Here is a 24,984-nt window from a genome sequence, read left to right on the forward strand (position 1 = left end):
ACTAGAACCTAGCCACGCCAGGGATTAGGGCGAGGTGTATTAAAGTTATAGTAAGTTGACCATGGAGCTTGCCAAGATGTGCGAGGGGGAGCTGGATAGAAGGGGGGATCATAGGGTAAGAAGAAACGTTGTCCGGCACTGGGGTTACGGTAGGGATTGTAGAACGGATCATAGGGTCGTGGACGTATGGGGGGACCAGAACGGAAGCTCTGTTGGAGTGCTCGTGATCCGGCTGACCAGTTTTCTTGTGAGCGGTATAACCGAGCGGCTTCTTCAAAATCAAATCGTGCATCAAAGCGACCCAGTTGTCGGCGAGCTAGACCCCGTTGATAGTAAGCATCGGCCGAGAAGTTATCGAGACTAATGGCTCGGCTATAACTCCATTCTGAGAACTGAGGTTGTCCTAAGCGATCATGAATCTTGCCCAGTTTCATGTGATAAGACACCTCATTGGGGTTCAAGTTGCTGGCCTGGGCGATGTCATTAATGGCCCAGTCATAGCGTCTTTGAGCCAGATGCGATAAACCCCGTTGATAGTAGGCTTCATCGTTGTTCCATCGAGACCGAATAACGCGGTTGTAGTGGTCAATTGCCCGAGAGTGATTACCTCGCGCCGCATAGGCAAGTCCCAATCCCATATTGGCATCGATTACAGTAGACCCAAGTCGCCAACTGCGGGCCTCAGAGAGAGCGTTGTTATAACTCTCAATGGCATTCCAGGTATTACCTAAGGCCAGGTGAGAATCCCCGAGACTTAGGTAATATTTAGACTTATCCTGTCCCCCGAAGCGAATAGCCGTGTTGTACTTACTGATCGCCTCCCGATGATATCCCAAGCCAGCTAAGGCCTCACCCCATTGATGATAGGCATGAGGATCAGCCCAAAAGGAGGTTTCAATCCGTCGCCGACTAGTCGCAATTTGTCGTTCGTAGCGATGTACATCGTTGACGGTGAGAAAGTCATCCCGAGATAGGTCGGTGTCCGTATTTAAGAGGATGGATAAGGGGCGACCATTTTGGTGAATGATGGTTCGATCCGACTGAGGCGTCACCGTCAAACTGAAGAGGGAGACTCCCTGTTCCAAACGGATCTTATCCTGGTCGGGATTAAAGTCAGTGATGACATCGCGATCGCGGGGTGAGCGGGAGAGAACAAAGTGATTGGCCCCTCCACCACCGGTGAGAGTATCTCGCCCTTCTCCCCCAATCAGAACATCATTGCCAGCTCCGCCGAAAAGTACATCATTGCCTCCTAAACCGAGAATTGTGTCATTACCCCGAGTCCCAATCAGCCGATCATTTGACTGGGTTCCGACAATCCTCCGGCCCTGATTCGGTATCTCCCAACCGAAATCTCCATGACCGACAGAACGTTGTCCTTGGTTGAACCATTCCATGCCTGACTGGCTCAGATCTGATGAGGATAGTGAGGATAGTGTTGCTGTGACCACATCGTTCGAGTCAACACTTCCCGATGCCCAACTGTCTTCCAACATGCAAGAGGATGCTCCCTGAAACTGAAGATGATGTCCTCTTTTATACGTGTTTTTACTTAATTTGGCTAGAAGGCATGAACCCATTTTAGCAAAATCGTCACATAAATTTACATTTGAGCCATGAAAAAATTGTGTAATTATACGCAAAAATTGTGTTTTAGTCAAGATAAGGACATTTATTGTGCGTATATTTAACTATAAATAGCGAATATGCGACTTTCTGAGCCTGTGGCGGCACATACGCAAAAACACGGGTAAAAATTGGCGCGGACCGAGAGAGGCAGCACTCCGGCATTACGAGTATATTACTTATTCGTTGGCTAGCCAAAACTTGTCCAGGCAGCCTCAAAGAAGGCCAGTTCACAGTCCATGGCATAGCGGTAGGTTTGCCGTAATTGGGGACTATCGCATCCTTGGCGATCGACCACCTCTTCGAGCTGTCTTGCCAACGGCTCAAACTCGTCGCTACCATAGGTACAGATCCAATCAGCATATTGGTGATCAGGGATGCCATCTTTTGCCAACTCCCGGCCCAGAAACAGATAGAGCCGCATACAGGGAGACATCGCGGCTGCGATGGTTGCTACATCAGTCTGCCACGCTGTAGCTAGGAGAAAATCGGTATAACGTCGTGTTGAGACCCCAGCTTCTACGGCGGTTAGATTGACCTGCCAGTCTTCGCTATAACTGTCATGTAGCTGGAGTTCCTCAAGTACCCCTTGTGTCAAACGGTGAAACACCTGGAATGTCTCCCAATCGGTGCATTTTGCAGCCGCTACACTATAGGCCCGAGCAAAGGCCCGTAGGAAAAAGGCGTCCTGTCCCACATAATAACTAAACCTCTGACGAGGTAAATCTCCCTGGGCAATTCCCTGTACAAATGGATGCTGAAGGCAAGCTTGAGCTAAGTCCTGATTAGCCTGCCACAAAATTGAAGATAGGGTCATCTGACTAGACTACGATTGAGAATCTTATTCTAGCGTTTTACCGGAACACCCCACCCTTTCCCCGCCATCATCACCCTGAATCACCATGATTATCTGTAAAGCCCTTGATATTCGACGACTGGCAGAAGCGGAAGAGGCCCGTTTTATCGTAACTGTTAATAATACCCTCGCCAGTGTCATCGATCGCCGTAGCCTCTCCCGGGAGTTTCCTTGGGCCGTGCAGCTTTGGGGAGAGGAGTTTCCTCCGTTAGATTACCGCCGCGATCGCTGTCTCGTCTCCTGTAGCCAAACTCTGAGTAATGGCTTAGCCTATGCTTACGCCAATGCGGCGATTGATGCCTATCAGCATTTCTTAGAGGAATTTGGCGAGGTAGCCATTCCCGAAGTCTTCAACTTTATTATTCGCTTGGGTCGTCATAGTGCATACTATACCGAACAGATGCGATCGCGCTATTGTATTCTCTCAGAAGTCCCCCCCCTAGAAGTTCGGCGATCCCTCATTCGAGCCTATGAACAGGGAGAAATTTGGCAAGACAAACCCTCCCCATTTAGTGAAGAAAATCCCTGGACAATTAAGCTCTTAAATCAGCAAGAAGCCCTCGGTCATAAAGTGATTGCCCATTCTCGTCATCGTTAAACCGAACTTACTGAGCCAAAGACGGTAACCACGTCACAATTCCCGGAAAACGAATAATTGCCATTAGCACCAAAATTTGCAGCAACACAAATTGAGTAGCTCCCCGATAAATTTCCGATGTTTTCACTGAATCTGGGGCAATTCCTCGCAAATAAAATAGAGCGAATCCAAAAGGAGGCGTGAGAAATGACGTTTGTAAGTTTGCCCCTAAAATAACACCGTACCAAACCATATCCAGACCAAAACTCTGGGCAACTGGAGCAAACAGAGGCACAATAATAAAAGCAATCTGAAAGAAATCGATAAAAAATCCCAAAAGAAAAACGATAAGCATACTAATGGCTAAAAAGCCCCACTCTCCCCCAGGTAAATTTGCCAAAAAGGTTCGCATGACGATTTCCCCATTCAAACCCCGAAAAACCATACTAAACGCAGTTGAGCCAATCAAAATCAACACGACCATGCTCGTAATTCGCAGGGTTACATCACAAACTTGGCGCAATGCTGTCCAAGTCAAACGTTGATTGATCAAGGCTAACAGAATTGCTCCAATCCCCCCCAATGCTCCCGCCTCTGTCGGTGTGGCAAAGCCAAAAAAGATACTCCCCAAGACCAAAAAAATCAGCAATAATGGTGGAATCATCGCCCCCAAAATACGACTCATTAGATGTCGCCCGCGCAAATTTCGGACCTCTTCTGGTAAGGCTGGAGCTAAATCTGGGCGAATCAGGGTAATTCCAAAAACATGAAGGGCAAACACTCCAGTCATCAAGAGTCCTGGGAAAAATGCCCCCACGAATAAATCCCCAACTGAAATCCCTAATTGGTCTGCTAAGACCACTAAAACAACACTGGGGGGAATAATTTGTCCCAAGGTTCCTGAGGCTACAATGACCCCTGTGGCGAGTTCTTTGTTGTAACCATAGCGCAGCATAATCGGCAAGGAAATCAATCCCATCGCCACCACGGTTGCCGCAACAACGCCCGTCGTTGCCCCCAACAACGCCCCAACAATAATCACCGCTAAGGCCAGTCCCCCACGCACTCGTCCAAAGAGAATGCCAATCGTCTCCAAAAGTCGTTCAGCAATTCCCGACTTCTCCAACATCGCCCCCATGAAGATAAAATAGGGAATCGCCAGGAGGGTGTAATTCGACATGGTGTTAAACACCTGCAAGGGTAGGGTTCCCCACAGAGCCAGATTAAAAACCCCCAACAGGGAACCCAGGAGACTAAAGAGAACCGCTACCCCTCCCAGGGTAAAGGCCACCGGATAGCCGAGAAGCAGTAAGACGAACACCCCGGCAAACATGAGGATTCCTAACCAGTCAAGCATTGTCGTTGTCCTCCCCAGTTGCCTCTTGCGTCAGCGTTGAGTCCGACTCAGCCGTCGTTGGCGGGGAGATCCCGCGATAGATGGCCCAACTTTGAATGGCTCCCGAGATACCCTGGGCAATGAGTAGAATGAACATGACCAAAATAAAACTTTTAATGGGGTAGCGAGGTAACCCGCCGGGATCGGGGGAACCCTCGCGAATCCGCCAAGAGTTCAGCACCGGAGTCCAGGTGAACCAGAGTGCAAAGCCAGAAAAGGGGAGCAGAAACACCAAGGTGGCGACGAAGTCGGCCAGAGCCTTGCGACGAGGAGGCCAGGTACTATAGAGAACATCCATGCGGACATGGGCATTTTCTTTCAGGGTATAGGCCGCGCCCAACAAGAAGACTAAACTAAACAAATACCATTGGGTTTCAATCAGGGCATTAGAGCTCAGGTTTTGTCCGAGGGCATTGCCGAGATAACGTCCAATCACGTTAAATCCGCCCACCAAAACCATCAATAACACGAGCCAACCGCTCAAACGACCAATGACCGTGTTTAGTCGATCCACATATCGCGCCAGACGCAGTAGTATGTGCAACTGTTCTTCTCCTAAACTTGCAGCAGGGTTAAGGGGATTCGTATTTTACCCCACGGATGGAGAGGCAATGCCTGAGTACAAAAATCTTGAGAAAGGAAGAGAGGCGGCTGTGAAAACTATGACCGGTTCAAGGTGGGGCCCGGGGATTTTTGGGGCGATCGCCTCCGCCCTGGTGGTTGTGAGTGGGCCCGTTGTCCAGAGTCAGGAACCCCCTCAACTCAGCCAAGAGGAGGAGGCGTCCCGAGTTCTCATCCAACGCATTGAGATTCGCGGCAGTAGCCGTTTTGAGGACGAAGAACTACGAGCGATCGCCGCCCCCTATGAGGGCCGGGAGTTAAGCTTACAGGACTTACAAGCCCTGGCCGACGAAATCACCCAGCTTTATCTGAGTCAAGATTATCTCACCTCTCGGGCCATGGTCCCCGGGCAGGATATCCTCGATGGGGTGGTGGTGATTGACGTCATCGAGGGACGTTTAACGGAGATTGACATTGAGGGGAATGAGCGGCTGCAAGACTTCGTGATCCGCGATCGCCTGCAACGGGCCGCCGGGTTTCCCCTCAATACCGCTCGCTTAGAAGACGAACTACGACTCTTGCGAGCCGATCCTCTGTTCGATCTCATCTCCGCCAGCCTACGCTCCGGTGAGGGCCTCGGAGAAAGTCGCCTGCGGGTTCAAGTTCGTGAAGCCAACCCCATCCAACTGAGCATCAGCAGCGATAATTATTCTCCCCCCAGTATTGGCGGTGAACGACTCAACTTAGGCTTTAGCCATCGTAATCTAGCCGGGGTGGGCGATCGCCTCAGCGTCGACTATAACCTCACCTATGGCAACGGCTTAAACTTCATCGATATCGGCTATGAGATTCCCGTTAACTCGCGAGATGGCCGGCTGCGATTACGAGTCGCCCCCACCCGTAACGAAGTCACCCAGGCCCCCTTTGATCAACTGGATATCCGGGGAGAATCCAGTCTTTACGAATTGAGTTATCGTCATCCCCTCCAACGAACTCCCCGAGAAGAATTTGCCCTCTCCCTAGGCTTCGCCTGGCAAGATAGTCAAACCTTCTTTTTAGATCGCCCCCAACCCTTCGGGATTGGCCCTAATGAATCTGGACGTAGCCGCACCCGTGTTATCACCTTCGGCCAAGATTATATTCACCGCCAAGTCGATGGGGCCTGGATGTTGCAATCCCAGCTACGGTTCGGAACGGGACTCTTTAACGCCACCAACAACTCCGGGGATATTCCCGATGGACAATTCTTTAGTTGGGGCCTACAAGCTCAACGGGTGCAACGACTGCATCGAGATCATTTATTGGTGGCCCGTCTCGCGGCCCAATTTTCCCCCGATCCCCTGCTTCCCTCCCAACAGTTTGTCATAGGGGGCGGTCAATCCCTGCGGGGCTATCGTCAGAATGTGCGGGCCGGGGATAATGGGGTTCGCTTCTCAGTCGAAGATCGCATTACCCTAATCCGCAATGCAGCGGGACAATCCACGCTCCAGGTGTTGCCCTTTGCTGACTTAGGGGTCGTTTGGAACCATAGTAATAATCCTAATCCCCAAGCCAGACAACAGTTTTTAGCCTCCTTGGGATTGGGGGCTATCTGGGAACCCACTCCCGGGTTGACGCTACGGGTGGACTATGGTTTGCCCTTAGTGAATTTAGACGATCGCGGCCGTAATATCCAAGATGATGGCTTTCATTTCCGCGTCGGTTATGAATTTTGACGGGCGATCGCATCCAACACCGGATTGAGGTCAAACCAAGACCCCACCTCATCCCGGTATTCATAGACAAACATACTGCTGATGAGCAGGTCGTAACTGTTATCCCCAGCCACTTGTTTCCGTTGATGGACTTGTTGCAACAAGGCCCATTCCTCATCGGTGATGGCGTATAACATGCGATCGCGTCGTTCCCGAATCACCACCTCCAATCCTTGAGGGGACAGAGGGAGCTGTCGCTCTTTCATAATCCAAGTATTGAGAAGCCGCAAAATCTCCCGCACATGGCCACCACTGATGCGACATAACTGATCAAACACCTCTCGGGAGGTAAACAGTTCTAAGACTCGCCCTTGCCGTTCCGCCGCCGATAGCCCGGGAAAGGCCCGGGTTAAAATAAGCTGGCGCATTTTCTCTAAGCCATCAAGGCGATCAGTTCCATCCCGATGGCGAACAGGAACCATCGGTAACACCTTCGGATCAGTTCCAAAGCGACTCGTTAGGGGATTGAGGTCATTGGAATAGAGCAGAGCCAGGGGCATGGTATAAATCACATGGCACTGGAGTTGTCGCAGTTGTTCACCGCGATCGACAAACAGATATTCTGGTTGGGTGCGTCCCCAAGGCTTGATGGTTTTCTCCACCCGATCTAAGTTATCGACAATGACCACTAACCCCTGTTTTCCCAAATCTTTGAGTTGGGCGATCGCCGGTTCAATCAACTCCTCGTTAATGGCCTCAATAATGTTCGTCGTGCGAACTTCCAAATAATCTCGCAACTTGCCCCGTAATTCAGGACTATGGCGGGCTTTGGCGGAGATTTTACCAATGCCGAGGGCCACCAGGGATAAGCCTTTAGAATCCGCTTGAACCTGTCCTAATCCAGGAATCCCCACTTCAGCCGAAAAACTGCCTTTTCCTTCGGTGTTAGCTTGGATATTTCCCAACCCCGGCACGTCCAGTTCAGCAGCTAGATCAATTTCCGTTTGTAAGATACGGGCCGCCCCTTGTAGGAGTCGTTGTAATCCCCGAGGGGCGTCGAGTTCGAGCTGTTTGAGTTCGCTGAGACTTTCACTAATGCGACGGGCGATCGCCAATAAAATATCACTAACATCTAAATCTCCCATTTCTAAATCTTGGGAGGATTCAAAATAAACCACATGAAAATCTTGTTTTCGCAATTCATGGGCTAATCGTAACAGCTCCGTAGATTTACCACAGCCTAAATGTCCGGTAAACAGTTGTACGGTGGCTTCATCAGGAGAGAAAAAGCTGATTTTATCCCGCATTTCCTCAATGGTTGAGCCACAGCGAACCGCCGAAAAATCAATATAGAGATCTCGGTCATTGGCATCGGCAACATTCAACGTCCGACTGGGATTGGTTGCCCGATAGAATTCACGAATATCCAGCATAAGAAGCCCTCTCCAAAAGCGTTACCAAGTCGGTTTCACAGTAGTGCCTGAACCAATGCTTCCTGATGCAATCGGGCCCGGTCAATGGTGGCTTGAAGACGAGTTTGGGAGAGGGGATCTCCGTTAGCATAGTGTTCAAGCCAGGCCTGACTAATGGTGGTAGACTCCTGGGGCAAATCGGCAAGTTCCCAACCGGGGAGATCAAATTCCGCCAAGACCTGACTCACCTTAGGATCATAACTGAGTCCCCAACAGCGACAGCCTTCCGAGGCGGCGGCAATTAAGCCATGGAGTCGCATACAAATAGCCATCTCAACGCCGCGAAATAGCCCCTTTAAGGCACGGGGGTCGTCGGATTGCCAAAGATAACATTTTTCCGAGAGTTGGCTGTAAATTGTGCGAGCGAGGGGCAAATCCTGACTGGGTTGGAAGGGAACTAAAACAATCGCCGCATCGGTGGCGGTTTGTAGGGCGGCCAGGGCCTGAATGAGCCGGTCCAAGCGGCTGGGGGTTAACAGAGGATGGGGGCGTAACACCACCGCCACTCGCGGGGCGGGTAAATCCCAGAAGCCTTTGGGCGATCGCGACTCCAGGGCCCAGACCGGGTCGGGGGCCAGGGTGAAGGGAATCCCCCAATTATGGAGTTGAGAGGCTGAGGTGCGATCGCGCACGGTCACAGCATCACAACCAAGGAGACAGCGACGAGTCAGGGCTTGAGTCCAGGGTCGCCGCAGGGGGCCGAGACCTTGGGCCAGGGCAATGGTGCGTAAGCCCAACTGTTGAGCCAAGCCCATCAAGCCTCCATAATAAAAGGGATTGAGGGCGCTACTGCTGTCCTGCATCAGACTTCCGCCCCCCCAAATAAAACTCCCGGCTGAGCGGAGGTTGGGTAAAATCTCAAACGCCGCCTTGCGAGGAATGGCCTCGACCCCATAGCGATCGCGGGTAAACTGGGGATTCCCCGATAGCACCACCGGCGTGATGTGAGGGGGTAACATCTCTAACAGGGAAGCCAGGAGAGCTTCATCTCCCATATTTCCCATACCATAGTAGCCACAGAGGACGGCTCGTTCAGTTGCCATGTCTTGCATCGTCGAGAGGGGTTGAGTGCCCCAGGCTGGGGTCAACGCCTTGCCTTCCCTAGCCTACAACAAACTCAGAAGCAGACGGCAGACTGTCCCTCCCGGAGACTCACTGGGGGAACCCTGGCCCCCTGGCTCGTGAAACGACTTATAACATTGCCTTGGACTCCATTAAATTTTGCCTTAAACTAAGCAAGATTTAACGTTGTCTTTAACTTGCCCTATGCACGCCCTTTCAATTCCTACCTGGATGGTTCATGTTTCGAGTGTTATCGAATGGATTGCGGCCATTTGGCTGGTTTGGCGTTATGGGGAACAGTTGAGCAATCCCGCCTGGAAAGGATTAGCGGTCGCGATGCTGCCGGCCTTGGTGGGGGCAATGTGTGCCTGCACCTGGCACTTTTTTGATAATGCGCAACGGTTAGAATGGCTAGTGACCCTTCAAGCGTCAATGACGGTTGTAGGGAATTGCACCGTTTGTTTAGCCGCCGCTTGGATTTGGCGGCGATCGCGTCAGGGAATCGAGGGCACTCAACCCCCTCTCAATTGCCCGGACGTGGCAGATGAGTCCTAGAATGCGGTCAAGACTGAGGGGTTACGAGTTGACGTTGAGGCAAGCTGTGAGCGGGAGGTAGATTATGGAACAGTGGGACTTTTTAATTCAACGAGAGGGCGATCGCATTTGGCTTCCGTTAGCGGACGGAAAAACCCGCCTCAGTCCGGGACGCTACCGGGTGGTGGCGCGATCGCAAGCTCGGGACGCGCTCACCGAGGTCTGTGTTCGCTACGAGTCTCCTCCTGAGTCCGAGGAAGCGGGCCAGTTTTATCGCAGCACTCGCCAAACCGATGACGAGGGAACGGTGTTAATCTTACCCGCCACTGACTTAAAAGTGGGGCTTTGGTCCCTCTCCTGTTCCCTGGCGGCCCTGAGGCGCGATCGTCCCGATGCACCGCCTCAAGGACAGGTGCGTCTTCATGTACATCCCGAGATTGAGGCCCATCCTGAACCTCCCGTGGCCGAACTCCCCGAGTCACGAACCCCAGAGGTCATAGAAGAGTCCGCCCCCAGCCGCAATGCCCTCAGCCCCGAACCCCAAGCGTTAGAGCTCCAATTAAAATTAGCCCAAGACAATTATCGTCTCCAGACGGGGGAACCCTTAGTCTTATCGGGGCGTATCTCCTCAGTCTCTGATGACTCCGTCTCCCTCTGCGGTTTACACCTACGGATTCGTCTGCGAGAACCCCAGAGTCTCCATGTCGTCACCACCCTACAACGCCTGTTGCCCGCAAAAACTGGCTCAATTGACTTTTCCTACCCGGTCACCATTCCTGAATCTTGTCACAGCCGTCTGATTCTAGGGGAGGTGGTGCTGTGTAATGTGGTTCCCACGGTCTTAGCGAAACAGTCGTTTGTGGTGACCACTCGTTTAGAGACCCTATTAGATCAGTTGGCCGATGGCCAGATTGACCGCTCTTTGATTGAGCGATCGCAGCCTCAAGTCCCCCCCCGTCAGCGTCCTCTCCCCCCCGCAGCCGCCAGGGATCCTGCTATCCCGGCCAAGGCGGAAAAAGCCCTTCCTCCCCGTCTGAATCTCGGTCAATCTTCGGGTCAAAAGCCTCTGGATCTCCCCAGCTTTGGCAAACCTCTCCCCGATACGTTGGAAAATCCCTTCGGCGAATTGCTACCGCCGAGTTCCTCCGATATGCCAGTTCAGCAACCCCTGAACCCGGCCCCCCTAGCTGATGCTGAACTGGATTCTAACCTGGAATCAGAGTCCCAGGAGGCCTTGGAAGGAACCAACCCATCCCCTGACGCCTCGGCTGAGGCGATCGCCCCCAGTTTAGAGGCAGAATTGGCCCCCAGTCGTTTCAGTTCCCGGCTCAATGACATCGCCAAGAACGAAGATCTCTCGCAATGGCTCACTGCTCACGCTGAACAGGTCAATGAGACGAACCCCTTTAGTCTCGGGCGTGAGTTTGAGTCTTCCTTAGAGGAAGCCTCAGAAGTGGTCGTGGATGACGAGCCGAGCCTTCCGCCCCCACCGGTCCCCCAACTGGCAGCCTCCCCCTCTCCCGAAACCCCAGTTCCCACTCCTGAGTTGATTGTTCCCACCCATACCTTGGCGGTGGGTCGTCCGGCTCTGATTCGAGTGCGGCTGCAACAGACTCCCCAACGGGTTTATGTGAAACTCTGGATTCACGATCGCCAAAATCAACAGCTCCTCGATGGTCCCCGTTGGCTGACGGACTTTTTCCCAGTAGAGGATGGTCTGGTTGAATCGATGATTCGTTTAACCATTCCGAAGGGAGGGGTTCACCTACAGTTTGAGGCCATCGCTGTGGATATGGATAGGGAGCGAGAAAGTTACAAAGTGGCGATCGCCCGGTGTGTCGCACCTCCGGGCCTCCCCAGTTTGCCCCTAACCGGTAAATCCGACAGTTAACCCAGTAAAAAAAGACCCTCCTTATCATAGGAGGGCTTTTTTGTCAAGTCTAAATCGGGATTTAAATCAGTCAATCCTGAGCCAATCCCGTTCAACTCTACATCGCGGAACCAACGCCCACATAGGCGCCATAGAAAAAGAGTCCAACAACGGCTAACACCCCAGTTCCAGCCACCGTGGCCACAACCCAGAGGGGGATTCTTGCATCTCCAGACATAATCAATTCTCCTGGTTTAACGTCGTGTAACTTGATGAGTGAACTCACTAGAGCCAAAGATTGGATCTAGTTAAAGAAGTAACTCGAAAACAACACACCTAGCACAAAAATCAGAAGTAAACCCAAGTACAGGGATGTACGATTGAGTTCGACTGGCTGGCGGTTCGGGTTCTTTTGACGAGTTGGCATTATTAAATCCTAACGTTGGATGAACTGCATCGCGGCGATCGCGCCGAGGAAGAAGACTGAAGGAACTGCCAAAGTATGAACAGCAACCCAGCGAATCGTAAAAATGGGATAGGTAACGGGTTCAGATGGGGAGCGATTTGTCATGGTTAAAAACCTCTCGTTAAAAAAAAGCAGGAATGCAGTTATTTGATAAACTGTTCGATTTGCTGACGGCCTTCAAAGCGATCGGAGACGATCGGCAATTCCAGCCGTTGTTTGGTGTAGTACTCATCCGGACGAGGCGTTCCGAAAGCATCGTAGGCCAAGCCGGTACTCACAAAAAACCAACCCGCGATAAAGAGCATGGGGATGGTTACCGCATGAATCAACCAGTAGCGGACGCTGGTAATAATATCTGAAAACGGACGTTCTCCAGTAGTACCTGCCATGTTTGTTAAAATCCTCCTCTCGACAGTGTTAAAAAAATCTACGATCTATGATACAAAAACAACGAGACACCTACAAGCAACCGCACCCAGTCCTTTAGGAACGGTTGCCTGAACGGATCACGTCATCTCTTGGCTAGGGTCATAGCGCAGCAAGGTTCCTCGTTGTCCGAGGACAAATCCTAGATCCGGCTGAATAAACTTAACCCGGTTGAAGTTGGAGGGAACCTTCTCGACCTGACGATCCTTGAGCCAGGTTTCACCCCCATCGTTACTATAGAGCAAGTTGGCACTTCCACCGACGGCCCAGACCTTCTCTGGAGTTTGATAAACCAGATCCAACAGTCCCCAACTGGTAGAAAACTCAGGATATTGGGGGTCTTCCCAGGCTTCGGGATCGTGAGCATCACCGAATTGAAGCATTCCACCCCGTCCCAACGCCCAAAGGTTGCCATCAGGGGTAAAGCCCATATTCTGTAACCGTCGCGCACTGTGACGGTTAAAGGGTTGCCAGGTTTGACTCTCATTATCCCAGACGGAATAGAAGTTACCGCGCGAGGACACCGCTACATAACTTCCATCGGGGGAGCGGGAAATATTACGAAAGATACCCAGGGCCTCTTCCACCAATCCTTTCCAGTTTTGAGCGTCATTGCTGGTGCGATAAATCGCCCCAACACTGGTAGTCATCTCCGCTGAATGGGGGGCTGTGGCTACAATAGTACGAGGACTTCCGGGCAGCTTATCACTCAGAGGGACGCGCTTCCAGTGGTCTCCCCCATCCAGGGTATGGAGTAAGATTGCCGGTTCCCCAACAATCCAGCCCTCATTGCCATAAAAGCTAATGGAATCAAAGGTGACGGACTCACCCTCTAACTCCAAAGCCTGAGCCTTCCAGGTTTGACCCCGATCGGTTGTTTCAAACAGGGTTCCTTTGTTTCCCACCAACCAACCTCGGGATAAGTCGTCCGTAAACGCCACATCCGCGAAGGTGGATTCCGTTGGCAAAGATTGCACCACCCAAGGATTGACCTCTAAGCCGGGGAGAGACTGACAGCCTGCCAGCAAAAAGACCACCGCGATTGTGATCGCGATTGATTTCAAACGGTGCAGCATAGCATTCATCGTCGTCGCAGTTTTTTCAATAATCACAAGGACCCTTGGGAACGTTAACCTAAGCCATAGAGACTCAACATAAACAAGACCCCTAGACCTAAACCGCCAAAAATCAGTAAGGTTTTTTGCGTTGGTGTCAGGGTGTTGACACCGAAGCCATAGGAAAAGTTTTCCTTAAAGCCAGAGGCAGTCCCCTTAGGCCCAACATTGGCAAAGGACTGTTTACGCGCACCGCAAACCGGACAACGCCAACGTTCGGGAATCTCCATAAACGGCGTTCCAGCGGCGATGTTCCCGTTATTGTCACCGAGGCCCGGCTCATAGACATAGCCGCAGGCAAGACATTCGTAGCGATCGCGTTCTGGGGGAGACGCTTGTTGCTCCGTTTGTTCCGTTTGTGCCTCCTGTTCAGGTTGCAGCTCGTTGGACTCTTGAGTATCCATGACTTCGCAATTGCAAGGGGGTCTGTCAGCTAACGTGAATCAGCCAAGTCTTAAAAATCTGTTAATTATTATGACATAGATGAAGTCCATCACCGAATCTCTCGGCAACCTATTTTGGCTCTAATGGCTCTAATTCCTGATTCAGTCAGGGTTGCAGCCTCTGCTTCTTGCGCTGCTGACCCCGAACTGGGCCCTGCCATCCCGTCAGGAAATTCTCAGAATTGGCAGTCTCCTCAGCTTGTCAGGGAATGCTAATGCTCCAGGCGAAGACCTGGGGGAGACCGTTGACGGTAAAATGGAGCGGCAAGCGGCCGCCACAGAACCTCAAGTCTTTATACCAATACCATCTATGACCTACTGCCTAGGAATTATTAACCATCATGGACTGATTTTTGGGGCTGACTCCCGCACGAACGCCGGGGTCGATTATATTTCTACCTATCAAAAACTCTTTGACTTCTGCATTCCGGGCGATCGCACCATTGTCCTCTGCACCAGTGGGAGTCTGTCCATCACCCAAGCGGTGATGAACCATCTACGGCAAGATATCAAACAGAACAAAGATCGTAACCTCCATACCCTACCCAACTTCTACGAAGTAGCCCGCTACATTGGCAGCACCCTGCGGGAAATCCAAGAGATTGATCGGCCCTGGCTAGAACGGGATAACATCGACTTTCAATGTAATATCCTCGTTGGAGGACAACTTCAGGGAGAAGACCCGCAACTCTTCCTTGTCTATTCCCAAGGGAACTTCATCCAAGCCACCCCAGAAACCCCCTTCCTGCAAATCGGCGAAACAAAATACGGCAAACCCATTCTCGATCGCGTCCTCCATTACGACACCCCCCTGCATCTAGCTGTCAAAGCCGCCGTTCTCTCCATCGACTCCACCATGAAATCCAATATTTCCGTGGGGCCGCCCCTCAACGTGCTGATGTACCAACGAGATAGCTTTGAGATTCACCATCGACTGCGGCTACGACTTGGGAGCCCTTATCTGGCAACCATTCGCCGCTACTGGGAAGAATCCGTCCGTAAAACCTTTGAAGAAATGCCCGAGATAGAATGGCAAGATGACGTCGGAGCCAACAAACAGGAAGTCTTAATCGACTAACCTCTCCCCAGCGTTCCCCCCTGTGACCCCTTCCACCCTGCCACTATGACTGCGACTTCTGACTTTCTGCGCCAACTCAACCCCTCCCAACGAGCCGCCGTTGAACATCATCGGGGCCCTCTTCTGGTGGTTGCAGGAGCCGGATCAGGGAAAACTCGAGCCCTGACCTATCGTGTCGCCAACTTAATTCTCAAACATCGGGTCGACCCTGAGCAAATCTTGGCCGTCACCTTCACCAACAAGGCCGCCAAAGAAATGAAAGCCCGGGTCGAAACCCTATTCGCCCAAACCTTAGCCGCCAACACCCACGGAAAAGCCTTAGAAGTCCTGGAGGCGGCGGAACAAACCCAACTGCGATCGCGAGTTTGGCGCACCTACATCAAACCCCTCTGGATTGGCACCTTCCACAGTCTATGCGGCAAAATCCTGCGCTTTGACATCAATAAATATCGAGACGAGAACGGCCGACAATGGACGCGGTCCTTTACCATTTTCGATGAATCCGACGTTCACGCCCTCGTCAAAGAAATTGTCGTCAACCAACTCAACCTCGACGATCGCAAATTCAACCCCAAAAGCGTCCGCTACGCCATCAGCAACGCCAAAAACAAAGGCTGGTCCCCCGCGCAACTCGAACGAAACGACCCCGGCTATCGAGGACGCACCATCGCCGAAGTCTACCGCGCCTACCAAGACCAACTGGCCGCCAACAACGCCCTCGACTTCGATGATCTCATCCGCGTTCCCGTGGAGCTTTTCCAACAGAACCCCGATGTGTTGCAATACTGGCATGATAAATTCCGCCATATCCTGGTTGACGAATATCAAGACACCAACCGCACCCAGTACAACCTGATTCGTCTGTTGGCCACCAACGGTCAAACCCCCCGCGAGTTTGAAGATTGGCAAAAACGCTCCGTCTTCGTCGTCGGCGATGTGGATCAGTCCATCTATAGTTTCCGCATGGCCGACTTCACCATCCTTTTAGACTTTCAGGATGATTTCGGCGATGGCTTAGAGGACGATTTGACCCAAACCATGGTCAAACTGGAGGAAAACTATCGCTCCACCCAAACCATCCTAGAGGTGGCCAACAGCCTCATTGAACTCAATAGCGAACGCATTGATAAAGTTCTACGGCCCACCCGAGGCGAGGGGGAACCCATTTGTATCTATCGCGCCGATGACGATCGCGAAGAGGCGGATTTTGTCACCTCGCAAATGGCCACCCTCATTCGAGAAAATCCCGAACTCAACTGGGGTGATTTTGCCATCCTCTACCGCACCAACGCCCAATCCCGCAGCTTTGAAGAGTTGCTTGTCCAGCGCAAAATTCCCTATCGGATGATTGGCGGCTTACGGTTTTACGATCGCCGGGAAATCAAAGACGTGTTAGCATATTTGCGCGTCATTGTCAACCCCTCTGATAGTGTCAGTCTCAAGCGAGTGATTAACGTCCCCAAACGGGGCATCGGCAAGACCACCCTCAGCAAAATCGACAGCGTAGCCCAACAACTGAACGTTCCCTTCTGGGACATTATCAGTGATGAAACCTCCATTAAAACCGTGGCGGGGTCTCGGGCTAAGCGCATCTTAGAATTTGTGCAACTGATCCAAGAGCAACAGGCTCAGATCGACCAAATCGAGGCTAGGGAAATTTTTGAGGCGGTGATTGAGGGGTCTGGCTATATCGAGTCCCTGAAACAAGAAGGAACCGACGAAGCCGACAACCGTCGTCAGAACGTGGAAGAACTGTACAACGCCCTAGTGCAATATGGCGAAGACAGTGACGACACCTCTCTCAGTGGTTTCCTGGCCAGTGCCTCCTTAGCCTCAGATTTAGATAACCTTGACGAGGGGGAAGCGGCAGTGTCTTTGATGACCTTGCACTCGGCCAAGGGCTTAGAATTTCCTGTGGTCTTTCTGGTGGGACTTGAAGATGGCCTGTTTCCCAACTATCGCAGTCAACAAGATCCTCGGGCCCTGGAAGAAGAACGGCGACTCTGCTATGTGGGAATTACCCGAGCCCAGGAACAACTCTTTCTCACCCATGCTCTCAGTCGTAGTCTGTGGGGACAAATCCAAACCGCCGCCCCCTCGCAATTTTTGGGGGAACTGCCACGGGAGTTTATTCAAGGGAACACCGCCCCCAGACAACGGGCATCCTCAGTCCGGAGTAAAGGGTCTGGCTCGTTGAAGGGGGCGCAACTGAGCCAAGATTGGAAGGTGGGCGATCGCATTGTCCATGAGCATTTTGGCTTAGGGGAAGTCTCCATGATTTTCGGCAAAGCCCCCAAACTTTCCTTAGCGGTGAAGTTTGCCCGGGCCGGCCAGAAAATCCTCGATCCCAAACACGAACCCATGCAACGACTGTAAATCGGGCGATCGCAACGTCCAAATCCCCCCTAAAATCAATGAAAGTTAGATTACACGAGATAGAAAACTCATGCTGAGGCGGATTGTACAGGGGATTATCAACTTTTTTCGAGGCCTGTTCGGCAAAACAGCCTCTCAAGAACCTGCCGAACCGTCCCGCTCTCCCCTGAGCGACAGCGAATGTGAATACTACTTCCTGCAACTTCTCGATGGGGTCCATCAGGGCTGGACGGGGGTTAAAGTGGAGCGATTTTTCCAAGTGTTGGGCGATCGCGCCTCCGATGACCATTGGATTGCTTGGTTGCACCGCTTCGACCAGGCCCGCCAGCTCGACGGTCGCCCCCAAGGGGAACTCGGCCAGCGACTGGTGGCCCTGAGTCAAGTCAGTTCACGGCATCTGGCCACGGTAGCTGGGGAGATTGGGCGGAAACTCTGTGATCAAGCCGGGGTATCCACGAGCACCCCAACCTCTGCCCCCACACCAACCCACGACTCAGCCCCCCCCTCAGACCCCCACAGCTCACAGAGCCAACCTGAACCAGGCCTCAGCACCCCCACAGAGGAGCATCAAGCCCAAGCTCAACGCTGGATGGAGCGTGCCCTGGAACAACTCAATCAGGAAAATAACGAAGCCGCCTTACTAGGGTTTGATCGAGTCTTAGACTTAGACCCCCAGAACCTACGGGCCCTCATTTATCGTGGCGATGCCCTGGCTGAACTGAAGCGGTTTCGGGAGGCTTTGCTGGCCTACGAGCAAGCCGTCCAACTTGATGCCAACTCCGCCGAAGCTTGGAGTCATCTGGGAGATTTGCAACATGAAATGAAACGCCCCCAAGCGGCCCTAGAGAGTTGGGATAAGGCCCTCGCCATCAACCCCGACGATATCCAGACTTGGATTCATCGAGGGGTAGCCTTAGGCTTACAACTTCAGCGTTGGGATGACGCCCTCGCCACCTGGGACAAAGCCCTAGAACTCGATCGCCATGACTCTGATATTTGGTTTCGTCGTGGCGTGGCCCTGGCCAGTTTAGAACGCTGGCAGGAGGCGATCGACAGTTGGGATCGGGCCTTGGAGCTGAATCCCTATTTCCGAGATGCTTGGATTAATAAAGGGGTTGCCCTCCAGAAGTTGGGTCGTTATGAAGAAGCCATTGAAGCTAATAATCGCGCCCTAGGCTTAGAGCAAGGTAAACAGCCCAAAGCCGCTTCAGGGGATCTCAAAGCCTCTGTCCTTGAGCCAGACCCCAATCGTCCCCGGGATAGTGCCACTGACGCACAGACCCTGGAGGAACTGTACCGCCAGGCTCAAGACCAGGCACAAACACAAAACTATCATGCTGCCCTACGCTTTCTCGAACGGGCGATCGCCCTCAACCCCAACGATGCCCGACTCTGGCGAGAACGGAGTTTAAACTATCAGGCCCTCGAACAATTTGAAGAGGTCCTAAGCGCCTGCGATCGCCTCCTAGACCTAGATGCCGAAGACCTCCAAGCCTACCGCCTCCGGGCCCAGACCCTACAACAGCTACATCGCTGGGAAGATGCCAACAGCACCTGGGATACGATTCTCGAACATCAACCCGACGATCGACAAGCCTGGATGAACAAAGGCATCGTCCTCCAAAAACTCGGCCGCTACGCCGAAGCGATCGAAGCCAACAAACGAGCCATCTAGCCCCCAGATGCCTTTGCCTATTGCCTATTGCCTATTGCCTTCTTCCCCCTATTGCCTATTGCCTATTGCCTATTGCCTTCTTCCCCCCAAAACCCATCTAAAAGCAATCGCCGTTCCGCCCGAGCGATCGCCCAGGCCTGACGTTGCAAATGCTCAGGGCTAACGGACAACCCCGTGACCCCACAACGGACAAACGCCTCCAGAGCGCGATCGCGGGACTCAGGGGGTAGAGAATCCGCACAGAGGGTGCAGGGAATCTGAAGCCGCCGCGCCGAAGCGGCCAAACGGGCGATCACCTCTAACACCGCTGGATGAGTGACATCAAACAGATCCGCCACCTGAGGGTCATCGCGATCGACCCCCAGAATCAGTTGACTTAAATCATGACTCCCAATGGCCACACCTTGCACCCCCGCCGCCACATAGTCCTCTAGCAACACCGCCACCGACGGAACTTCCGCCATCAGCCAACATTGAAAGCCATCGGAGCCATCCAAGCCTCGCTGCTGAAGCCGTTGTTTGGCGTCCTTGAACTCTGCTACGGAACGGACAAAAGGCAAAATTAAATGAACATTGTCATATCCGGCCTCCCGCACTCGCACCAGGGCCGTGAGGTCTTCCTCAAATCCTGTGGCATCATGGCGGTATCCTAGAGTCCCCCGCAACCCCAGGGCCTGTCCCGGCCGCCCCCCATCCCGACTGCGATAGTAGAGGGGACGGGGAGCAAAGGCTTTAGCCATGGTGAGTAATCCCTCGCTGAGCCATTGGGGACGCTCTTGCGGGGACCCTTGAGTTAGAGAGAGGGCCTGGGCCAGCAATTCTGAACGAATGAGGCCCACACCATCGACGGGAAATTGAGCCAGAGTGGTCGCCAGATGGGGCTGACTAGCGCAGAGGAATAGTTGAGTTCCATGAATGGGAGAGGCCTGGGACATCAGAGTTAGGGGAGAGGGTAAACCGGAGGAGGCTGAGCCGAGCAAACGGGTTGGTGGGGGGTTAATCTCAACCTGACCGCGATCGCCATCCAAATAAATCCCTTGTCCCGAGATCACCTCAGCGGTAATCCCCGCCACTCCCATTACCGCAGGAATGCCCAACTCTCGGGCCCAAATTGCCCCATGACTGGTGCGGCTTCCCTGTTCTGTAATGAGGCCAGCAATCTGATGACAGGGGGGAGACTGTTGTGGCTCAAAGTCAGGAACGACCAAGATTTGAGGGGAAGGGTTGGTCCGTTGCTCCTGGGTGTGGGTCAGTTTGACAGCATCCTTCAGGAGGCAGACTATCCCCTGGATTTGGCCAGTCGAGGCCCCGATGCCCTGGCGGCGAGTTGTTGGCAGAGTGCTACGATCGCCCAGGGGTGGACTGACATCTGGCCAACGCAAATTAGAACAGCCTTGGGGGTAATATTGACTGATAAACCAGGTTGGTTCCACCTCCGGGCTAGGGGAGGTTAAGACCCATTCGAGATCCGCCTGTTCTTTGAGGTGAGTGTACAGGCGTTGACCCTGTTGATGTAACCGCTGTAATAGCTCAGGGTCAAGGATAGAGCCTGGGTGTTCCTCGGAGTTGATGGCCACGAGTTCTATCGCACTGGAACTGGGGTTGAGCTGATGATAGCAGAAGGAACTGGCACAGTCCTGTTGACGAATAGCACCACTATCAATTTCTAGGCGACAGCGTTCAGGATGAGTCCAGCCCTGACTTAGGGGTTGGGGGAGACCACGAGTAGCGGTCACCTCCATCAAGGGCGATCGCACATGGAGATGTCCTGAGACTAGGGTGGGTTCGAGAGGTTGGATGAGAATGGCTAAATAGATTTGGTCCAGGGAAATCCCGGCCCTTTGCCAATAGAAGAGACTGCGGGCCCGGAAGAGTTCTGCCCAGGATTGTTTTAGGGTCTGACTGAGCTGGTCTGGCTTGTGCCGCGTGCCGTTATCGTGATCGCCGCCACTCCCATGACTGTCGAACAGGGCAACTAGCTCCGATGACAGCCGCGATGACCTTTGGCTGTTCTCGGGGTCGTCAATATATAAGGAGGGATGGAAGATGAGAGATTGGGCATTGAGCTGCTGTGTTTCCTCCACGAGAGTCTCCAGATGCTCCGTCGCCAGTTCAACTTCTACGAGAGCCTGACGGATATGTTGGGCTAGGCCCTGAAGTTGACGGGCATCCTTGGGGTTGAGATGTAGGGTGCTGTGGGAGAGTTCTGCCAGCAGGGGTTCACGCCAGGGGGTTTCTTCCCAGATGTTTCGTAGCAATCTGCCTGAGACGACCACACCGGGGAGAATTGGCGCCTGCTGGGCAGCGAGCTGACTTAGGTGGTAGGCGCGATCGCCTAACCACTGTCGGGGAACGTCTGAGGAGGCAGTGAGTTGAAAAATGTCGGCCACAAAATTGGGAAGTTTGGCGATCTCTTTCCTGTTGATTGTAGCGCTGTCTTGCTCTTTGGCTCGAATGGCAGTAGAAACCTAGTTCAGTAATATTACTGATACGTTACAAAGAGGAGTGGGGCCCGATGGGCTTCACACTTCCTATATAAAACTGGCTATAGGACGGATATTTTCAGGTTTTTTTTAAAGACTTGGTAAACCTTTCCGTAAAACCTCCCTAGTTTTCCGGACAGTGGTTATAGTGAGACTCATCAGCATATCAGTGTAATTGCGTAAGTCTAAACAAGGAGCCTATTATGAAAACGATGACAACCTTAAGCCAAAAAACCTTGACCCTAACGGCTGGTGCCGCGATCGCCCTGGGGGGATTAGTGTTGGGAGCTAACCCAGCTATTGCCGGCCCTCTTAACCCGATTAATGATTTTGGTCCGACCAATGATGAGTTCGGGAAAGGCTCTGGTAAAGACTGCCAAACGGCTGAGTGTAGTTTGCAGTCAGAATTGGACTTTTATACCACCGACGGTCCCGGAATTGATGTTTACGACTTTTTAGCCCAGGAATACTTTCCCACCAGCAGTCTTCTCTCAACGCTCATGTTTGAAATTGCTGGATTCAAGGACTACAACAGTTTTGGGGTCTATGCTCGGGATGAGCGGGATGAGAACAATAGACCAACCAACCTGATTGAAATTTTTAGTGGCTCTGACAGTGGGGTGTTAGCGAAGGCATTGACTCAAACGGAGATAGCTAGTCTAGGGAGCTATTTTGGCTTCTATCTCACGAACAAAAACGGGACAACGTTCTATACAGAACATGCTCTGAATATCAAGGGGAATCAACATGCCGTGATTTATGGGGGTAACAATACGACCTTTAACATTAACGGCAGCGAGGTCAATTTTCTTCCGGGTGACCTCCTGATTGCCTTTGAAGACCTACAAGAGGGTCGCCGATATGCAGACTGGGATTATCAAGATATGGTGGTTCATGTGCGGATGAGGAAGGATGTTCCTGAACCCGGCCTCATCCTAGGTTTAGGTGCCATGGCTGGCTCTTTAGTGGCTACCCGCAAACGCCAGCGCCGCTAGTTGGTTGAGAGTTAGGTAGAAGGGCGATCGCTGTTTTGGGGCGATCGCCCATCTGCGTTTTTAAGGATGTCCCCCTAAGGCGTACAATCACTCAAGATAGCCGACTTAGCGGAGTTAAATAGGGTGCGTCTGCTTAATTCAGTTCTTGACCTATTTTTGCGCTCTAATTGTCCCCTGTGCGATCGCCCCCTTCAGGGAGATGAACTCTGTCTGGCCTGTCAACGCCGCCTCAATGATTGTCAACAGCCCAAAAGTGTTCAGCAATGGCAAGGAACCCCACCCTTATTTGCCTGGGGAATCTATCAGGGAGACCTAAAACGAGCCATCGCCGCCCTCAAATACGAGAATCAGCCTCAACTGGCCCGTCCTCTGGGATATCGCATGGGGGAAACTTGGCAGCAGTCCCCCGGTTTGCCCAAGTCCCTGGTGGTTGTTCCCATCCCCATGCACCCAGAAAAACAGCGTCAACGGGGCTTTAACCAAGCTGAATGCTTGGCGAGATATTTTTGTCATTTGACGGGCTTTTCTTTGGCGCCGAAGGGCTTGAAACGAGTTAAAAATACCCAAGCCCTCTACGGCTTAACTCCCCAACAGCGGCAGCAAACCCTACAGCGGGCGATCGCCCTGGGGGAGTCATTTCAACGTCGGCCTCCCCGTCATCCAGTGTTGCTATTCGATGACATTTACACCACCGGAAGCACGACTCGGGAGGCGATCGCCCTGTTACAGCAGCATCAGATTCCCGTGGCGGGAGTGGCCACGTTAGCCAAAACCCAGGGCCCATCCCGGTCCAGATCGACTCCCTAAGCCATCGAGGCTTCTATCCCTTGGGCCCAATCCCGGGCCCAGTTGAGGGTTTGACGCACCTGTTCCATACTTGGCCCCTCACAATAGAGACGTAACACCGGTTCCGTGCCACTAAAGCGCACCAACAGCCAACGGCCATCTTGTAAACGGAACTTGTAGCCATCGGTGGTTTGACAACTTTCAACGGCTGTTTGGGCAATCTCCTCAGGGGGATGCTGTTCCAACTCATCCACTAACGCCTGACGCACGGCCATACTGGCGAGGGGCAAATCAATACGGTCATACATAGAGACAAACTCAACCTTCTCCTGTAAGTCCCGATAGAGTAATCCCAGTCCCTTACCCGATTGCACCACCGCCTCTAGGACGTATAACGCTGACAATAGGGCATCCCGTTCAGGGATATGGGTGTTATAGCCAATTCCCCCCGACTCTTCCCCACCGAGTAAGACATCCTGGGTGAGCATGATATCGGCAATATATTTAAAGCCAATGGGGGTTTCTAACAGGGGCAACCCATAGAGTTTAGCTAAACGGGGAATCAAATCCGAACCACTGACCGTTTTCACAATCTGCCCCGAGAGGTTCTTGCGCACCGCCAAATGTTCCATGAGAATGGGAATGAGAACCTGGGAACTGAGAAAATTCCCCTCACTGTCCACTGCGGCAATGCGATCGCCGTCCCCATCAAAGACTAAGCCAACCGCTAATCCCTGACTATTGAGACGATGACCCTTAATAGTCTCAAATAACCCCGCCAGATTTTTCGGCAGGGGTTCCGGGGCCCCGCCGCCAAATAGGGGGTCGCGATCGCTATTGAGTTCCTGAATCGGGGCATCTAAAATCTTAGCCAGACCCCCAGCGGCGGCCCCGTGCATCACATCAGCAAACACCGTCAACTGGCCCGACTGTAACACTTGGCGAATCCCCTCAATATCCACCTTAGTCCGTAAATCGGCACAAAAGTCAGTCCAGGGGTCAAAGCGGGTTAAGGTTCCCGGCTGTTGCGCGGTCACCCCCTCCCCAGAGTTTAAGCGGGCCTCAATCTCCTGAGTCACCTCCGGCGATACCGACCCCCCAAAGGCCCCTTTCACCTTTAGGCCCAAATAACGAGCCGGATTATGACTGGCCGTCATCACAATCGCCCCTAACGCTCCGTGATGATGGGCCGCCCAACTAAAGGCCGGGGTTGAGGCATAGGACTCAGACAGTAACACATCAAAGCCGGCGGCCAGCAAACAATCTGCCGCCAATTGCGCGAAATCCTCCGCCATGAAGCGGCGGTCATACCCCACCACCACCTGACGCGATCGCGCCGAGTGACCATAATGGCGTTCTAACACAGCCGCCGCCACTGGGGCCACCTGTGCCACCCGTTCAAACGTAAAATCAGCAGCAATGGTTCCGCGCCAACCATCAGTGCCAAAGTGGATCGGATTAACATGAAACGGCATAGAAGTCGGATGAGACAC

At 52.7% G+C, this 24,984-nt stretch carries 23 protein-coding genes; 9 read left to right on the forward strand and 14 right to left on the reverse strand.

The window, feature by feature from the left end; all coding sequences use genetic code 11:
• Positions 1-8 precede the first annotated feature (8 nt).
• Positions 9-1,397, reverse strand: coding sequence for a tetratricopeptide repeat protein (locus NEA10_RS21000; RefSeq protein ID WP_309494149.1), 1,389 nt, complete (start codon positions 1,395-1,397; stop codon positions 9-11).
• A 419-nt stretch (positions 1,398-1,816) separates the two neighbouring features.
• A complete protein-coding gene (locus tag NEA10_RS12930) occupies positions 1,817-2,443 on the reverse strand; it encodes a TenA family protein (protein ID WP_252660947.1) in 627 nt (208 codons plus the stop codon).
• An 85-nt stretch (positions 2,444-2,528) separates the two neighbouring features.
• Between NEA10_RS12930 and NEA10_RS12935 the strand changes: the two genes are divergently transcribed.
• Entirely contained in the window at positions 2,529-3,080 is a 552-nt protein-coding gene (locus NEA10_RS12935; protein ID WP_252660949.1) for a hypothetical protein, read from the forward strand.
• A 7-nt stretch (positions 3,081-3,087) separates the two neighbouring features.
• Here the strand turns inward: NEA10_RS12935 and NEA10_RS12940 are convergent, their stop codons facing one another.
• Both NEA10_RS12940 and NEA10_RS12945 read right to left on the reverse strand, forming a co-directional pair.
• Positions 3,088-4,416: a TRAP transporter large permease gene (locus tag NEA10_RS12940; RefSeq protein ID WP_252660951.1), complete on the reverse strand. Its 1,329-nt coding sequence runs from the start codon at positions 4,414-4,416 to the stop codon at positions 3,088-3,090.
• Positions 4,409-4,969: a TRAP transporter small permease subunit gene (locus tag NEA10_RS12945; RefSeq protein WP_374111764.1), complete on the reverse strand. Its 561-nt coding sequence runs from the start codon at positions 4,967-4,969 to the stop codon at positions 4,409-4,411. Before NEA10_RS12945 ends, NEA10_RS12940 begins: the two co-directional genes overlap by 8 nt.
• A gap of 148 nt (positions 4,970-5,117) precedes the next feature.
• Here NEA10_RS12945 and NEA10_RS12950 point away from each other — a divergent pair, with 148 nt between their 5' ends.
• Positions 5,118-6,731, forward strand: coding sequence for a ShlB/FhaC/HecB family hemolysin secretion/activation protein (locus tag NEA10_RS12950; RefSeq protein ID WP_252665350.1), 1,614 nt, complete (start codon positions 5,118-5,120; stop codon positions 6,729-6,731).
• Here NEA10_RS12950 and NEA10_RS12955 read toward each other — a convergent pair.
• Both NEA10_RS12955 and csaB read right to left on the reverse strand, forming a co-directional pair.
• Positions 6,719-8,143, reverse strand: coding sequence for a P-loop NTPase fold protein (locus NEA10_RS12955; protein WP_252660955.1), 1,425 nt, complete (start codon positions 8,141-8,143; stop codon positions 6,719-6,721). The two genes, NEA10_RS12950 and NEA10_RS12955, sit on opposite strands and share 13 nt — an antisense overlap.
• A 35-nt stretch (positions 8,144-8,178) precedes the next feature.
• Positions 8,179-9,225, reverse strand: coding sequence for a polysaccharide pyruvyl transferase CsaB (gene csaB, locus NEA10_RS12960; protein WP_252665351.1), 1,047 nt, complete (start codon positions 9,223-9,225; stop codon positions 8,179-8,181).
• 223 nt (positions 9,226-9,448) lie between these two features.
• On the opposite strand from csaB, the gene NEA10_RS12965 reads away from it, so the two are divergent.
• Together NEA10_RS12965 and NEA10_RS12970 are read left to right on the forward strand one after the other, a co-directional pair.
• On the forward strand, positions 9,449-9,799 hold the full coding sequence (locus NEA10_RS12965) for a DUF2499 domain-containing protein (RefSeq protein WP_252660957.1): 351 nt from the start codon (positions 9,449-9,451) through the stop codon (positions 9,797-9,799).
• Positions 9,800-9,863: 64 nt separating this feature from the next.
• Positions 9,864-11,669 (forward strand): hypothetical protein, encoded by a 1,806-nt coding sequence (locus tag NEA10_RS12970; protein WP_252660959.1) that lies wholly within the window; start codon positions 9,864-9,866, stop codon positions 11,667-11,669.
• Between the two features lie 97 nt (positions 11,670-11,766).
• On the opposite strand, the gene NEA10_RS12975 is transcribed toward NEA10_RS12970, so the two are convergent.
• The 6 genes from NEA10_RS12975 to NEA10_RS13000 form a co-directional block, all read right to left on the reverse strand.
• Positions 11,767-11,886: a photosystem II reaction center protein J gene (locus tag NEA10_RS12975; RefSeq protein WP_159789886.1), complete on the reverse strand. Its 120-nt coding sequence runs from the start codon at positions 11,884-11,886 to the stop codon at positions 11,767-11,769.
• Positions 11,887-11,952: 66 nt separating this feature from the next.
• A complete protein-coding gene (gene psbL / locus NEA10_RS12980; RefSeq protein ID WP_074162832.1) occupies positions 11,953-12,075 on the reverse strand; it encodes a photosystem II reaction center protein PsbL in 123 nt (40 codons plus the stop codon).
• A 9-nt stretch (positions 12,076-12,084) separates the two neighbouring features.
• On the reverse strand, positions 12,085-12,219 hold the full coding sequence (psbF, locus tag NEA10_RS12985) for a cytochrome b559 subunit beta (protein WP_159789888.1): 135 nt from the start codon (positions 12,217-12,219) through the stop codon (positions 12,085-12,087).
• 38 nt (positions 12,220-12,257) lie between these two features.
• Positions 12,258-12,503, reverse strand: coding sequence for a cytochrome b559 subunit alpha (psbE, locus tag NEA10_RS12990; protein WP_068788954.1), 246 nt, complete (start codon positions 12,501-12,503; stop codon positions 12,258-12,260).
• 117 nt (positions 12,504-12,620) lie between these two features.
• Positions 12,621-13,652 carry a photosynthesis system II assembly factor Ycf48 gene (locus tag NEA10_RS12995; protein ID WP_309494155.1) on the reverse strand — a complete coding sequence of 344 codons (1,032 nt, stop codon included), beginning with the start codon at positions 13,650-13,652 and terminating at the stop codon, positions 12,621-12,623.
• 17 nt (positions 13,653-13,669) lie between these two features.
• A complete protein-coding gene (locus tag NEA10_RS13000; RefSeq protein WP_252660961.1) occupies positions 13,670-14,059 on the reverse strand; it encodes a rubredoxin in 390 nt (129 codons plus the stop codon).
• A 151-nt stretch (positions 14,060-14,210) separates the two neighbouring features.
• On the opposite strand from NEA10_RS13000, the gene NEA10_RS13005 reads away from it, so the two are divergent.
• From NEA10_RS13005 to NEA10_RS13015, 3 genes are all read left to right on the forward strand, one after another.
• Complete coding sequence (locus NEA10_RS13005; protein ID WP_445164649.1) at positions 14,211-15,176, forward strand: proteasome-type protease; 966 nt, start codon at positions 14,211-14,213, stop codon at positions 15,174-15,176.
• 45 nt (positions 15,177-15,221) lie between these two features.
• Positions 15,222-17,552: a DNA helicase PcrA gene (gene pcrA, locus NEA10_RS13010; RefSeq protein WP_252660963.1), complete on the forward strand. Its 2,331-nt coding sequence runs from the start codon at positions 15,222-15,224 to the stop codon at positions 17,550-17,552.
• 70 nt (positions 17,553-17,622) lie between these two features.
• Positions 17,623-19,227: a tetratricopeptide repeat protein gene (locus tag NEA10_RS13015; RefSeq protein WP_252660965.1), complete on the forward strand. Its 1,605-nt coding sequence runs from the start codon at positions 17,623-17,625 to the stop codon at positions 19,225-19,227.
• A gap of 62 nt (positions 19,228-19,289) precedes the next feature.
• Here the strand turns inward: NEA10_RS13015 and NEA10_RS13020 are convergent, their stop codons facing one another.
• Positions 19,290-21,617, reverse strand: a complete 2,328-nt coding sequence (locus NEA10_RS13020; protein ID WP_252660966.1) for a putative PEP-binding protein — start codon at positions 21,615-21,617, stop codon at positions 19,290-19,292.
• A gap of 296 nt (positions 21,618-21,913) precedes the next feature.
• On the opposite strand from NEA10_RS13020, the gene NEA10_RS13025 reads away from it, so the two are divergent.
• Complete coding sequence (locus NEA10_RS13025; RefSeq protein WP_252660968.1) at positions 21,914-22,705, forward strand: PEP-CTERM sorting domain-containing protein; 792 nt, start codon at positions 21,914-21,916, stop codon at positions 22,703-22,705.
• A gap of 123 nt (positions 22,706-22,828) precedes the next feature.
• Positions 22,829-23,512: a ComF family protein gene (locus tag NEA10_RS13030; protein ID WP_252660970.1), complete on the forward strand. Its 684-nt coding sequence runs from the start codon at positions 22,829-22,831 to the stop codon at positions 23,510-23,512.
• Here NEA10_RS13030 and NEA10_RS13035 read toward each other — a convergent pair.
• A complete protein-coding gene (locus tag NEA10_RS13035) occupies positions 23,509-24,966 on the reverse strand; it encodes a phosphoglucomutase/phosphomannomutase family protein (protein WP_252660972.1) in 1,458 nt (485 codons plus the stop codon). The genes NEA10_RS13030 and NEA10_RS13035 overlap by 4 nt on opposite strands.
• Positions 24,967-24,984: the final 18 nt, after the last annotated feature.

This window comes from Phormidium yuhuli AB48 (assembly GCF_023983615.1).
Lineage (GTDB): Bacteria > Cyanobacteriota > Cyanobacteriia > Cyanobacteriales > Geitlerinemataceae > Sodalinema > Sodalinema yuhuli.

Coding starts and splice junctions, on each gene's coding strand:
- NEA10_RS21000 (WP_309494149.1), bottom strand. CDS start 1,397: ATGGAATGGTTCAACCAAGGACAACGTTCTGTCGGTCATGGAGATTTC.
- NEA10_RS12930 (WP_252660947.1), bottom strand. CDS start 2,443: ATGACCCTATCTTCAATTTTGTGGCAGGCTAATCAGGACTTAGCTCAA.
- NEA10_RS12935 (WP_252660949.1), top strand. CDS start 2,529: ATGATTATCTGTAAAGCCCTTGATATTCGACGACTGGCAGAAGCGGAA.
- NEA10_RS12940 (WP_252660951.1), bottom strand. CDS start 4,416: ATGCTTGACTGGTTAGGAATCCTCATGTTTGCCGGGGTGTTCGTCTTA.
- NEA10_RS12950 (WP_252665350.1), top strand. CDS start 5,118: ATGACCGGTTCAAGGTGGGGCCCGGGGATTTTTGGGGCGATCGCCTCC.
- NEA10_RS12955 (WP_252660955.1), bottom strand. CDS start 8,143: ATGCTGGATATTCGTGAATTCTATCGGGCAACCAATCCCAGTCGGACG.
- csaB (WP_252665351.1), bottom strand. CDS start 9,225: ATGGCAACTGAACGAGCCGTCCTCTGTGGCTACTATGGTATGGGAAAT.
- NEA10_RS12965 (WP_252660957.1), top strand. CDS start 9,449: ATGCACGCCCTTTCAATTCCTACCTGGATGGTTCATGTTTCGAGTGTT.
- NEA10_RS12970 (WP_252660959.1), top strand. CDS start 9,864: ATGGAACAGTGGGACTTTTTAATTCAACGAGAGGGCGATCGCATTTGG.
- NEA10_RS12975 (WP_159789886.1), bottom strand. CDS start 11,886: ATGTCTGGAGATGCAAGAATCCCCCTCTGGGTTGTGGCCACGGTGGCT.
- psbL (WP_074162832.1), bottom strand. CDS start 12,075: ATGCCAACTCGTCAAAAGAACCCGAACCGCCAGCCAGTCGAACTCAAT.
- psbF (WP_159789888.1), bottom strand. CDS start 12,219: ATGACAAATCGCTCCCCATCTGAACCCGTTACCTATCCCATTTTTACG.
- psbE (WP_068788954.1), bottom strand. CDS start 12,503: ATGGCAGGTACTACTGGAGAACGTCCGTTTTCAGATATTATTACCAGC.
- NEA10_RS13000 (WP_252660961.1), bottom strand. CDS start 14,059: ATGGATACTCAAGAGTCCAACGAGCTGCAACCTGAACAGGAGGCACAA.
- pcrA (WP_252660963.1), top strand. CDS start 15,222: ATGACTGCGACTTCTGACTTTCTGCGCCAACTCAACCCCTCCCAACGA.
- NEA10_RS13015 (WP_252660965.1), top strand. CDS start 17,623: ATGCTGAGGCGGATTGTACAGGGGATTATCAACTTTTTTCGAGGCCTG.
- NEA10_RS13025 (WP_252660968.1), top strand. CDS start 21,914: ATGAAAACGATGACAACCTTAAGCCAAAAAACCTTGACCCTAACGGCT.
- NEA10_RS13035 (WP_252660972.1), bottom strand. CDS start 24,966: ATGCCGTTTCATGTTAATCCGATCCACTTTGGCACTGATGGTTGGCGC.